Origin of the sequence: Bartonella sp. AP88HLJMH, assembly GCF_042195605.1 — a bacterium.
Lineage (GTDB): Bacteria > Pseudomonadota > Alphaproteobacteria > Rhizobiales > Rhizobiaceae > Bartonella.
On record NZ_JBHIOR010000006.1, the window covers coordinates 103,426 to 116,185 of the forward strand.

Annotated in this window: 13 protein-coding genes and 1 tRNA gene; 9 read left to right on the forward strand and 5 right to left on the reverse strand. The window is 35.2% G+C overall.

The window, feature by feature from the left end:
- The first annotated feature begins 25 nt into the window (after positions 1-25).
- The 5 genes from ACFIMA_RS04595 (at position 26) to ACFIMA_RS04615 (ending at position 3,529) form a co-directional block, all read left to right on the forward strand.
- A complete protein-coding gene (locus ACFIMA_RS04595; RefSeq protein WP_375652648.1) occupies positions 26-1,198 on the forward strand; it encodes an MFS transporter in 1,173 nt (390 codons plus the stop codon).
- Between the two features lie 102 nt (positions 1,199-1,300).
- The gene (rpmG, locus tag ACFIMA_RS04600) at positions 1,301-1,468 is read left to right on the forward strand and encodes a 50S ribosomal protein L33 (protein WP_004864083.1); all 168 of its coding nucleotides are present in this window, start codon (positions 1,301-1,303) and stop codon (positions 1,466-1,468) included.
- 327 nt (positions 1,469-1,795) lie between these two features.
- On the forward strand, positions 1,796-2,359 hold the full coding sequence (locus ACFIMA_RS04605; protein WP_375628149.1) for a thermonuclease family protein: 564 nt from the start codon (positions 1,796-1,798) through the stop codon (positions 2,357-2,359).
- A 27-nt stretch (positions 2,360-2,386) separates the two neighbouring features.
- A complete protein-coding gene (locus ACFIMA_RS04610) occupies positions 2,387-3,016 on the forward strand; it encodes a uracil-DNA glycosylase family protein (protein WP_375632209.1) in 630 nt (209 codons plus the stop codon).
- 21 nt (positions 3,017-3,037) lie between these two features.
- Positions 3,038-3,529 carry an Lrp/AsnC family transcriptional regulator gene (locus ACFIMA_RS04615; RefSeq protein WP_375608344.1) on the forward strand — a complete coding sequence of 164 codons (492 nt, stop codon included), beginning with the start codon at positions 3,038-3,040 and terminating at the stop codon, positions 3,527-3,529.
- A 48-nt stretch (positions 3,530-3,577) separates the two neighbouring features.
- Here the strand turns inward: ACFIMA_RS04615 and cobT are convergent, their stop codons facing one another.
- From cobT to glpD, 3 genes are all read right to left on the reverse strand, one after another.
- Positions 3,578-4,564 (reverse strand): nicotinate-nucleotide--dimethylbenzimidazole phosphoribosyltransferase, encoded by a 987-nt coding sequence (gene cobT / locus ACFIMA_RS04620; protein ID WP_375632208.1) that lies wholly within the window; start codon positions 4,562-4,564, stop codon positions 3,578-3,580.
- Between the two features lie 392 nt (positions 4,565-4,956).
- Positions 4,957-5,937 carry a tRNA dihydrouridine(20/20a) synthase DusA gene (gene dusA / locus ACFIMA_RS04625; protein WP_375632207.1) on the reverse strand — a complete coding sequence of 327 codons (981 nt, stop codon included), beginning with the start codon at positions 5,935-5,937 and terminating at the stop codon, positions 4,957-4,959.
- A 699-nt stretch (positions 5,938-6,636) separates the two neighbouring features.
- Entirely contained in the window at positions 6,637-8,166 is a 1,530-nt protein-coding gene (gene glpD, locus ACFIMA_RS04630; RefSeq protein WP_375621286.1) for a glycerol-3-phosphate dehydrogenase, read from the reverse strand.
- Between the two features lie 345 nt (positions 8,167-8,511).
- Here glpD and ACFIMA_RS04635 point away from each other — a divergent pair, with 345 nt between their 5' ends.
- The 4 genes from ACFIMA_RS04635 to ACFIMA_RS04650 all read left to right on the forward strand — a co-directional run bounded on the left by ACFIMA_RS04635 (position 8,512) and on the right by ACFIMA_RS04650 (position 11,769).
- Positions 8,512-9,384 (forward strand): DsbA family protein, encoded by an 873-nt coding sequence (locus ACFIMA_RS04635; protein ID WP_375632206.1) that lies wholly within the window; start codon positions 8,512-8,514, stop codon positions 9,382-9,384.
- 242 nt (positions 9,385-9,626) lie between these two features.
- The gene (gene accB / locus ACFIMA_RS04640) at positions 9,627-10,124 is read left to right on the forward strand and encodes an acetyl-CoA carboxylase biotin carboxyl carrier protein (protein WP_375613403.1); all 498 of its coding nucleotides are present in this window, start codon (positions 9,627-9,629) and stop codon (positions 10,122-10,124) included.
- Between the two features lie 14 nt (positions 10,125-10,138).
- Complete coding sequence (accC, locus tag ACFIMA_RS04645) at positions 10,139-11,497, forward strand: acetyl-CoA carboxylase biotin carboxylase subunit (RefSeq protein WP_375613402.1); 1,359 nt, start codon at positions 10,139-10,141, stop codon at positions 11,495-11,497.
- A 196-nt stretch (positions 11,498-11,693) separates the two neighbouring features.
- Positions 11,694-11,769: transfer RNA gene (locus tag ACFIMA_RS04650), tRNA-Thr, on the forward strand.
- 99 nt (positions 11,770-11,868) lie between these two features.
- Here the strand turns inward: ACFIMA_RS04650 and ACFIMA_RS04655 are convergent.
- Together ACFIMA_RS04655 and ACFIMA_RS04660 are read right to left on the reverse strand one after the other, a co-directional pair.
- Positions 11,869-12,072, reverse strand: a complete 204-nt coding sequence (locus ACFIMA_RS04655; protein ID WP_375693128.1) for a helix-turn-helix transcriptional regulator — start codon at positions 12,070-12,072, stop codon at positions 11,869-11,871.
- 94 nt (positions 12,073-12,166) lie between these two features.
- Positions 12,167-12,655, reverse strand: a complete 489-nt coding sequence (locus ACFIMA_RS04660) for a DUF488 family protein (protein ID WP_375693127.1) — start codon at positions 12,653-12,655, stop codon at positions 12,167-12,169.
- Positions 12,656-12,760: the final 105 nt, after the last annotated feature.

Sequence of the window (12,760 nt, forward strand, 5' to 3'; positions counted from 1 at the left end):
AACAAGAGTACCTTAAGCCATTCTCATGAAAAAAAAACCTTTTGACTCTCAAAATAATTCTTTGCGTGCAATTATTGCCGCTATTGCAACCATTGGCACTGTTGGAACAGCATTGGCAATGGGAACACAACTTGTCTCTCTTCTTATGGCAGAGAAAGGACTTTCCAACAGTACAATCGGCTATAGTGGAACAGTTGGTGGAATCGCCACAATTATTGCAGCTATTTTTACGTCTCGAATTGCCTTATACTTAGGAATCGCTCAAACAATATTGCTTATGATGGCGATAGGATCTTTAAGTTTTTTAGGATTCTATTTTTTTGATCCCATATGGGTTTGGTTTATTTTAAAGTTTATATTACATTTCAGCATGACAGTTATGTTTATCCTGTCAGAGTTTTGGATCAACAGTTATGCTCCCCCAAAAAAACGCGGTTTGATCCTTTCTATTTATGCTATTGTCTTAGGATTAGGGTTTATAATAGGTCTAACGCTGCTAGCAAAAGTGGGAACACAAGGATTTATTCCTTTTGCTGTTGGATATAGCCTTATTATACTTGCTACTATACCAATTCTTACCGCTTGGAAATTAAGTCCAGAATTTCAAAAAAATCAATATATGCCATTTTTTCGTTATCTTTTTCACGTTCCAAGTGCAATGATGGCGGTCCTTGTTTACGGAGCCATTCAAATGGGCGTATTAACTCTTATAATACCCTTTAGTTTATCCATTGGTTATAATGAGAATGAAGCAGCACATTTTATGGCAACCCTTGCACTTGGGAATATTTTCCTCTTAATTCCTATCAGCATTATAAGCGACTACGCCAAAGATCGACGCTACCCGCTGATGAGTTGCGCTATTTTAGGTTTTATAGGAACTTTTATAGTACCATGGATTCTTCAATATCCATGGATTCTGATGCTTGATTTGTTTTTTCTGGGTGGTGTATCAGCGAGCCTTTATACAATTAGTCTTGCACATTTAGGAGCCCGTCTCAAGGGGCAAGAGCTTGCTGCTGCTAATTCTGCTTTTATTTTTTGTTATGGAATTGGTATGCTCATCGGACCGACCTTTATCGGAAAATCCATGGATATCTTTAAACCCTTTGGTTTTTCAATAGCCATGGCTGTTTTTTTCGGTTTATATGTCATTTTGGTGTTTGTCCAACTTATGAGAAAATTAATCCGCTCTTGACTTTTTTGAGAACATCCGTAGTGTTGCGGGAAAATCTGATGATGTCGGAAATAAGTTTTGACAGCAATAATATTTTTTCAGTATAAATAGGGTACTTACATTATGGCTAAAGCAGCAACCATTAAGATCAAGCTTTTATCAACTGCAGATACTGGTTTTTTCTATGTAACAAAGAAAAACAGCCGTACAATGACAGATAAAATGAGCAAGCGTAAATATGATCCAGTTGTAAAAAAGCACGTTGAATTTAAAGAAACAAAAATTAAATAAATAAAATTATCATTGAATTGATAGATTTTATACTCCAAAAGAAATGTGGGAGTATTGCTCTTCAAAGTTATTTTTTGAGGGCTATTTTTTATTTCCTTAAGTTTAAAAAGTTTACTTTAAAATTTGTTTTTGTACGGATTTGGATAAGTTGAATTATTATTTAAGTTGCTTACATATATTCTGCATGAGTATTTGATTATTGTGATATCTAACGAAAATTTTGTCATTAAAACGAGACATTGTTTCGTCATATGAATAAAGTTTCTCGGGTGAATTATAAACAATACTAAAATAGAGTTATAATAATGTTAGCAGTTTCTTTATTTCATGAAAAAATCTTTTTCTCATTTTAATCTAAGAAGCTTTAATCTAAAAGTAATCGGTTTCAGTATTTTTGTCGCTGCTAGCATTCTTATCATTATGTCAACTTATTTTAAGAAAACTCAGCGGTTGCCTCAAAAAGAAAAATTTTCTTCTCAAAACTCTGTTGAAGGAAATGCATTAATCATTGATGGCGATACCATTATGATTTCTTCAATTAAGATTCGACTAGCTGGAATTGATGCTCCTGAACTCCACCAATTTTGTGGAAAAAAGGAAGCGCGCTACCCTTGTGGGCTTGAGGCAAAAAAATATTTAGAACAACTATTAAAAAATCAAACTGTTACATGTCACTGGAAAAAAACAGATAAATATCGCCGTATTCTTGCAACATGTAAAACAAAACAAGTTAGCAATATCAACGCAACACTTGTACATAATGGTTGGGCTGTAAATTATTATGAATACCCCAAAGAAGAGCAAGAAGCTAGAAAGAAAAAGAAAGGAATATGGGCATCAAGTTTTCAACGACCAAAAGAATGGCGCAAAGCAAATCCTCGCACAGAATAAAAAAATATTTTTAAATTTTATTTACTAATGAAACAATGTAGCCCAATTATCAAACTTGAAAAAGAGATCTATTCCTGTCGTGTTTGCATCCAACAACCCCATTATTTTCCTCCTCTTCCTCATGAACCAAACCCTGTCGTTTATTTATCCGATACTGCTTCGATTGCAATTGCAGGCCAAGCACCAGGGTTGCGTGTCCATGAAACTTCTATCCCTTTTAATGATCGCTCTGGTGAAAAATTGCGTAATTGGCTGGGTGTCACGAAAGAAGAATTTTATAATAAATCTCTCTTTGCTATTGTTCCTATGGGATTTTGTTTTCCAGGTTATGACAAAAATAAAGCTGATTTACCACCAAGACGTGAATGTCGAGAAATATGGCATGAAAAGATATTTCAGGCAATGCCTCAAATAAAGCTTGTTCTTGCTATTGGCAGTTATGCGCAAAAGTGGCACATTACAGAATTAAAACATAAAACCGTTTCTGCAACTGTTGGTGATTGGAGAAATATTCTTTCCATTCCTCAACCTCGAGGCTATAATGTTATGCCTTTGCCTCATCCGTCATGGCGAAATACTTCTTGGTTACAGAAAAACCCATGGTTTAACGATGAGCTTATTGTATATCTGCGTTGTTTAGTGCGTAAATTTTTATAAATTAAAATATTGAGAAAAAATATGGATCGTCTTGACCGAAAAATTTTACATCTTTTGCAAGAAAATGCGACACTTTCTGTTGCTGATATTGCTAAAAAAGTGGGACTTTCGACCACTCCTTGCTGGCGTAGAATTCAAAAACTTGAAGAAGATGGCGTCATTCAGCGTCGTGTTGCTGTTCTTTCTCCAGAAAAAGTAAACGCACACGTCACTGTTTTTGTGTCTATTCGCACAAATACACATAGTCATGAATGGTTTAAGCGTTTTTCAAAAATTGTGCAAGAATTCCGTGAAGTCATTGAATTTTATCGAATGAGTGGAGATATTGACTATTTATTGCGTGTTGTTGTGCCCAACATTGAAGCTTATGATCTTTTTTATAAAAAATTAATTTCTAAAATTGACATCCGTGATGTCTCTTCTTCTTTCGCAATGGAACAGATTAAATATACAACAGAACTTCCACTTAATTATATTAAATTACACGACAAGACGCATGAACAAAGCTCTTAAGATTTTTTATATCCGTCTTATGATCTTTTAGGCATTCAAACTTTCTTGTTAAAAAACCACCATTTGTGCATGTGTTAAAACAGCAGCTTTGACAATACCAGCTGCCATAGCTGCTCCTGTCCCTTCACCAAGACGCATCCCTAAATCTAGAAGTGGTTCTTTGCCAATTTTTTTTAAAAGTTTACGATGAGCTGTCTCAGAAGAAACATGTCCAACAAGGGTATGATCAAGAGCTTTTGGATGCATTTTATAAAGAACCGCTGCAGCTGCTGTTGCCACAAAACCATCTAAAATAACGGGTATTTTTTCTATTCTTGCTGCTAAAATAGCACCAACCATAGCAGCAATCTCACGTCCTCCTAAGCGACGCATTATCTCAAAAGGATCATTAAAATAATCCTTATGCAAAGAAATGGCTGTCTTAACCGCTGCAATTTTACGCTGATAAAAATCACCTTCTGATTCCATACCATTTCCTGTCCATTCTTCCACTTCCCCTCCAAACAATGCTAAGCATAAAGCTGAAGCTATTGTTGTGTTTCCAATTCCCATTTCTCCAATACATAAAAGATCTGTCCCACCCGCAATGGATTCCATTCCAAATGCCATTGTAGCAGCCGCACTCCGCTCATCCATTGCGGCATCCTTCGTAATATTCATTGTTGGATATTCCAATGCTAAATCAAAAATTTTTAATCCAAGATCATAAGCAATACAAATTTGATTGATAGCAGCTCCACCAGATGCAAAATTTTCTACCATTTTTTGTGTCATAGATTGTGGAAATGGTGTAATATTCTCCTCTACAATACCATGGTTTCCAGAAAAAATAGCAACCAAAGGTCGCGTTACGATAGGTTTTTCTGTACCCCTCCACCCCGCATACCAAACAGCAATATCTCCTAGTTTTCCCAATGTTCCTTGCTCTTTTGTTAAGTTTTTTTGCCGTTTTTTTGCCAAAATTATAGAAAACTCATCAGCAACAGGTAAATTTGTAAGCAAAGCACGAAAATCATCAAATGGACTAGCGATCATAAGGATACCTTTTAAAATCTACAATATTTATGAAAATCACGTCATATATACAGGATATAAATAATTTATTGTTTTTTTAACAGTGCTTTAAAAAAGTTAAATACTATGAAGGCAATAATTTCTATATTCTATTTTCTACCCCAATAACAAACGTGCAAGATTCAAAATGTTATTAATATCTTATGACTACCTTTACAGTGATACCCTTAAACTATTTTTTATTTAATAGGCATAATCAGCATGCCGTTTAATATATAAATTCTAACATTCTTATTCATAATAAAAGTTATAAACTTTCAAAAACTTATAAAATTGAAGGGATCAAAATTATCGCAAAGAAATCAAAACGCAAAGGATCTCAACTTTAATATATGTTAATTGTCTGACTGTTATTAAATGAGAGCATAAAAAGCTTCTTTTAAAGTACATATATCTGCGTTTGGTTTTGTCGCATCATTTGATAGTATTTGCCGCCATCGACGTGCCCCACCCCGCCCATGAAATAAACCAATCATGTGACGCGTCACATGAGAAAGCCGCCCCCCCGATGCAATATGTCGAGCCGCATAATCACACATAACCTCAATAAGATCACTCTCACTTAGACTATTCTGCGACTCACCATAGAGTTCAAAATCAATATGTTTTAACAAAGTTGGATCATGATAAACTTGGCGACCAACCATGACAGCATCACAGAAAGTTAAGTGTTCTTTGATCTCATCAATCGATTTAATTCCACCATTTATCCCAATGAATTTATGAGAATATAGACGTTTTAATTTGTAAACCCTTTCATAATTAAGGGGCGGAATATTGCGATTTTCTTTCGGACTCAATCCTTGTAGCCATGCCTTGCGTGCATGTATCCAGAGCGCATCACATCCAGCATTCCAAACCTGATTAGCCAAAAGATCTAACGCTAACTCTTCATCTTGTTCGTCCACTCCAATCCGACATTTGACAGTTACAGGTATAGTAACCTCTCGTTTCATCGCTTCTACGGCATTTGCCACAATGTCTGGATGTAGCATCAAACAAGCTCCAAAGACACCTGCTTGAACACGATTTGATGGGCAACCAACATTGAGATTTATTTCGTTGTAGCCAAAATCCTCAGCAATTCGTGCAGCTTCTGCTAACTTTTTCGGATCTGCGCCCCCTAATTGTAATGCAACTGGACATTCTTTGTCGCTAAAAGCCAACAATTGTTCACGAACACCATGAATGACAGCATCTGCTACCATCATTTCCGTATAAAGGAGAGCTTTTTTCGTTAAAAGACGATAAAAAAATCTGCAATGTCGGTCTGTCCAGTCCAACATTGGTGCTACTGCAAATTTTATAGGCGATGGAAGGTTGTAAAATATCATGAGGGTATTACTCTCATGTCCCTATAGCTCTCTCTTTATACATAAAAAAATACTTACTTTTAGTTTACGGAAAATTTTATTCTCTTATACTATCATGAGTATAATAACAGCTCATTATTTTCAATTGATATCAAGGTTTACTACAATCAATCATGCCACAACACAATATCGCATTTCTCATAGATTAGTGTTCAGGTATATAAACATGAAAAAAGAAGATTTTTACTATAATATAAAAAACTCATTTATAAGTTCTTCTTACGCTCTTCAAGCCTCTTCCCTTACATGATTTAGTACAGCGTTTAAGATAATAAATGCTAAACTAACACATTATAGAATTTTTCATGATCGATTTAATTTTCTTTAGATTTTTTTAACTCATTGTGTAAATAAACGATACAGAAAGTAGCTTTTATCTTCTCTTAAAGAAGGAAAAACCCTTATTTCACACGAATCTAATTATAAATTATTTTTTATCAATGAGTTCTTTTTGGTAATATTCTTAGATTTCACTTTATAAGATAGACAAATTTCATCTTAAATATTCTATCTAATTTTGCCATTTTGTGATTCTTGCAAAAAAAAACTAAAATCAGGGTATAGACAACCATTGCCTTTTTAATATCTATAACTAATATCAGTATCTCTCGAAGGAAAATATTTTACAATATTGCAGATACAATCTGTAAAATGAAATGATCATAAACGTTGTTCAATCTCTTGTTGGCTTTGCATATAGGAAGAAAGAGTATCAACCTCTTGTTCATTAAATAGGAGCCCCAGTTTTGAACGACGCCATAACACATCTTCACATACTTTAGCCCATTCTTTTTCCATCAACCATTTTACTTCTACTTCATAAAGCCCATGTCCAAAATTTTTTCCTTTATTTGCCTTACCATGTGCAAAGATCACCAATGCTTCCGTACCGTAGGAGCGTGCAAGCCTGCGATGTGTAAAAGCATCTAAATCTGGCATTAAAAGAGCAATCCTATTTTCGATTGTATCTAATTTGTTATAGGGAAAATCACCCCCTGGAAGTACTGCCTTAGCCGTCCATGATGCTCCCTTTTTACCAAGCTCTTTTTCAACAAATTTCATCGCATCTTCAGCCAACTTACGATAAGTTGTAATCTTTCCACCATAAAGATTAAGTATCTTTGGTGTCGTTCCTGTTCCCATTTCTTTTAAAACATAATCGCGCGTAATTTCTTGTGCTTTTGAAGCTCCATCATCATAGAGTGGACGAACTCCCGAGTAAGACCAGACAATCGTTTCAGGCAACACTGGTTGTATGAAATATTCACTGGCTGCTGCACAAATATAATCAATTTCTGTATCAGTAATATGAACGTCAGCCGGATCTCCTTGATAATTACAATCTGTTGTTCCAAGTAAGGTAAACTCTTCTTGATACGGAATAGCAAATATAATACGCCCATCACCATTTTGAAAAATATAAGCACGATCATGAGTATAAAGCTTGGGAACCAAAATATGAGAACCTCTAACAAGCCGTACTGGTGGATGTTCTTTACAATCTAATATGCTTGCTAAAACATGATCAATCCAAGGACCTGTCATATTCGCGACATAAGAAGCTGTGACACTATATTCTTTGCTACTTAACTTGTCTTGAAGAAAGATACGCCATTTATTGTCTTCTTTTTTTAAAGAGAGAACTTCTGTTCGTACTTTTATATCAGCTCCCCACTTTTCTGCATCACGAGCATTGCCAATAACTAAACGCGCATCATCTACTCTTGCATCAGAATATTCAAAACCTCTCTGATATTCTTTCTTCAGTGTAGAGCAAAATTTTTGTGAAAAATTAATCGTTTTACTGCGCCACAATTTCTGATTCCAATTCCCTAAATAATCATAAATAAAAAGTCCAAAACGCAACATCCAAGCAGGGCGCAATTCTTTATGATAAGGAAGGAGAAAACGCAAAGGACGCACAATATGTGGAGCCATACGTAAAATAATCTCGCGTTCTTTCAATGCTTCACGAACAAGTTTGAACTCATAGTGTTCAAGATAACGAAGCCCACCATGAATAAGCTTTGTTGACGCACTTGAGGTCCCAGATGCAAGATCGTTCATTTCAGCCAATCCCACTTTAAATCCGCGTCCTGCTGCATCTCTTGCCAATCCACAGCCGTTTATCCCTCCTCCAATGATAAACAGATCATAATGTGTTGTGGTTTTCATAATTTCACTTTTCATTATTTAATTTTGTTTCTCAGTACTCAATAAAGCAACAGGAAAAAATAATACAAATGTTCTTCATTGTATTATCAACGTACTTTTTCCTAAAATAAACACGCACAAAAAGCTTTTGATACCCTTATACATCAAAACAACATTTGACAAATTAAAGAGAATTTTTTTATCTTTTACAAAACATAATCCTTACCAAGCCAAGGTTTATCATATGAAATCTTTTTAGAGAAAAATTGATGTTTTTTCTCATTCTTAAAGATACACTATAACTAAATGCTTCATTGCACATAGATAGCGCTTTTCATATAGTTCACTCAATGACACCCTAAAAAATGTGAAGGTATACAAATGAATTATCACTCTCAAAACTCGAAAATAACACTTTTTTCAAAAATTTTAGTCATAGTTATGTCGAGTATTTTAATCTTTTTACCTTCTTTATCAAACGCAACATCACACTCAAAAACAGCAAATGATTTAAGCTTAGAAAAGCTTAAATCACAACTTTTGGAAGATTCTAGCTTTTTATCTAAGCTTAAAGAAAAAATGATACCACATACTGATTCTCATCATATTCAACAAATCGTCAGAGAGTATCTTCTTACTCATCCAGAAATTATGATTGAAATGCAGCTTATTCTTCAAGATAAGCTGGAAAAACAGAATGAATACGAAAGCCAAAAACAAACTTCTGTCATTCATTCATTAGAAAAAGAGATTTTTCATTCTCCTCATGACGCTGTTTTGGGAAACCCAAATGGTAAAAGAGTGCTTGTCAATTTTTTTGATTACAACTGTGGTTATTGTAAAATTTCCTATTCAAATATAGAAGACTTGATAAAAGAATATCCAGATTTAAAGGTTATTATCAAGGACTTACCAATTTTAAGCTCTGATTCTATGGCAGCCCATACTGTTGCCTACGCATTTCGAAAACAATTTCCAGAGAAATATCCTCAGTTTCACAAAACGCTTTTAATGTATCAGGGTCGTGCAAATGAAGCTAAAGCTATTAAAGTAGCTGTTTCATTAGGAGCAGATGAAAAAAAACTACATAATGCAATAAAAGATCCCACTCTGCAAAATGCTTTTAAAGAAAACATTCAAATTGCCTCTGCACTTCATATTACGGGAACACCTTCTTACATCATTGGTGATAAAATATTCATCGGCGCAGCCAGACAAGATATTCTAAAACAAGCGATAGATAATACACAGTGAATACCTGATCCGTTTTAGGAAGAATACTGTAAATGAGGTAATTTTATGCTTTCTCTTTTTTGATAACAGGCTTATAAGTGCAATTTTACGTAAAGCAGATACAAGTTTTAAATTGCAAAGTATAATGATTTAAAGGAAATAAAAATCTTTAAAGCCTCAAAAGATGTCATCCCTAATCTAGAGATATTCGGTCATAAAATGAGATAATGACGATCTTCATTGATCAAGGAGTTAGAAATAAAATGGCAACAAAAAAAATGGATTCGGCAAAAACCGCAATTGATACGAAAATTATTCGTGATCTTGCTGAAATTTTGAATGATACAAATTTAACGAACATTGAAGTTGAACAAGGGGAGCTTCGTATTTGTGTCTCACGCCAAAATACCTTAACTTCTTCTGAGCAAGCAATCTATGCCCCTGTTTCTACTCCTACTTTTTCTGTAACATCTTCTCCAGTTCCAACAGCTGAATCTCCTATACAATCTATCCAAGAAGATAAATCAAAAAACACAATAACCTCTCCAATGGTTGGAACAGCTTATCTTGCACCCTCACCAGGCGCACAGCCTTTTGTAGAAGTAGGACAAAATGTTTCTGAAGGGGAGACATTACTTATTATTGAAGCCATGAAAACAATGAATCAAATTTCATCACCGCGCTCCGGTACGGTAACCACTGTTCTTGTCAAAGATGGTCAACCTGTTGAATTTGGTGAACCACTTATTATTGTTGAATAAAGCGAGGGGCAACCATGATTCGAAAAATCCTCATTGCTAATCGAGGAGAAATTGCTCTTCGCGTTTTACGTGCATGTAAAGAACTTGGCATAAAAACCGTGGCTGTTCACTCTACCGCTGATGCAGATGCAATGCATGTTCGTCTTGCTGACGAAAGTGTTTGTATTGGCCCTCCTCCCGCTCGTGATTCTTATTTGAGTATTCAGCAAATTATTGCTGCTTGTGAAATTACAGGAGCGGATGCTGTTCATCCAGGTTATGGCTTTCTTTCTGAAAATGCAAAATTTGCAGATGTTCTAGAAGCCCATGATATTACATTCATCGGTCCAACAGCTACTCATATCCGCATCATGGGCGATAAAATCGAAGCAAAGAAAACCGCCAAAAAACTTGGTATTCCTGTAGTTCCAGGTTCAGATGGAGCAGTCACTGAAGAATCAGATGCTTTACGCACTGCTCGTGAAATTGGTTATCCAGTTATTATAAAAGCTTCTGCCGGTGGTGGCGGACGTGGTATGAAAGTCGTTCATTCTGAACAAGAATTTTCTATAGCTCTCAAAACAACGCGTTCAGAAGCGAAAGCTGCTTTTGGTGATGACGCTGTTTACATAGAAAAATATTTAGAAAAACCCCGTCATATTGAAATTCAAGTCATCGGTGATGGTGCGGGAAATGCTATTCATTTAGGAGAACGCGATTGTTCACTTCAACGACGGCATCAAAAAGTATGGGAAGAAGCTACGTCACCTGCACTTAATGAAACTGAACGGAAAAAAATTGGAAATATTGTTGCAAATGCCTGTGCCCAACTTGGATATCGTGGAGCTGGTACTATTGAATTTCTTTATGAAAATGGCGAATTTTATTTTATTGAAATGAATACACGTTTACAAGTCGAGCATCCTGTAACTGAAGCAATTACAGGTATAGATTTAGTCCACGAACAAATCCATATTGCATCAGGCTGTAAACTTTCAGTAACACAAGATGAAGTCTGTTTTTCTGGTCATGCCATTGAATGCCGTATTAATGCAGAAGATCCCATTAACTTTACGCCATCACCTGGAACCATTACACATTTTCATACACCTGGAGGTTTAGGGATTCGTGTTGATTCAGGCGCTTATTCAGGTTACCGTATTCCTCCTTACTATGATAGCATGATTGGAAAGCTGATTGTTCATGGACGTACCCGTTTAGAATGTATGATGCGTTTACGGCGTGCTTTAGATGAATTTGTCGTCGATGGGATAAAAACTACACTGCCTCTTTTTCGCGATCTTATTAATAATCAAGATGTTGCTGATGGTAATTATAATATTCACTGGCTAGAAAATTACCTTGCTCATCAATCAAAGTCTTCAGATTCGTAATTCGATAGCAAAACGGTGCATTCTTATAAAAGATTCTATAAGATATCAACATAAGGATAGTTCCAACCTTGCTGTAAAAAGTGGAAAAAAGGAAATAAATTGGTTATTTTTTATATAGTTTTCTTTTAATATGTATAAAATTTAATAATTTTCTGTTTTCCTTTTTGTTAGTTTGTGCTAACTCCTACATGGTTACGCCCTTATAGCTCAGTTGGTAGAGCACCTGATTTGTAATCAGGGGGTCGGGAGTTCGAGTCTCTCTGGGGGCACCATTTTATTTCTTAAACATATTGAAATATATAGATTTTTTCTTTAAATAGCCATTTTCAGACCACCTTTTAGACCACCTTCTACAGTTTATATAATTTTACCTAATTTGTTCTTATTTGCTCCTTATTTTTCTTTGGAGTGAAGTCTAAGATCTCTTTTTTTCTCCATCTCACTGCTCTCCCTAGCTTATATGGCTCCGGAAACAACCCCTGAAGCACCCAATTGCGAATCGTTGTTGTGGATACACTAAAAAGCTGTGCATACTCACGTGTCGTTACATATCTATCTCCATCATCAAATATCATCTCATTACCTTTCTCTTTTTTATATTAATTAAATGGGTAGGGGCTGGAAGGCATGTGAAGCACTCCAACTTTTAAAAATTTGCAAGTTTATTTTTTAGATGTGCTTAATTTCATATTTCCAATCAGGCAATTGAGTAAGAGCTAATGCGAGTTGTCCTCTATGACACATGCATACATTGGCTTCAAAACAGGTGATTGCAACGCGCTTTTTGTTTAAAAACATTTTATATAATTTGTTTATTGCACAAGAATTATTCTTGAGAGTTGTATTTTGATAATCTTCAAAAAGGCGGTCATAATCTTTTTGTGTTTTCAAATTTCTTCGTTTTTCAGAAGCAATTCCAAGTTCAGGCATATGCATATATTCAATATCAATATTGCTCACAGCTTTCTCTAATTGTCTTTTCGAAAATCCGTGTTTTCTACTTATTGGATTTTTACGAACATCACATAAAGTTTTGATATTGTTTTCTATGAGACAACTAAGATAATCCTCAAGGGACTTACCTTCATAGCCAATGGTAAAAAAACAAAATTCCTCATCTTTAGCAGGCTGTATGATAATATGTTTAGTGTTACACACGTTTAATTTCCTTGGTAAATGGGTGGGAGTGCTGGGAGGAGAGAGCACCCCCATAGGTTTAAGCAGCTTTTGCCAAAATCTTTTGCATCTCTTGTTCTATTTCCC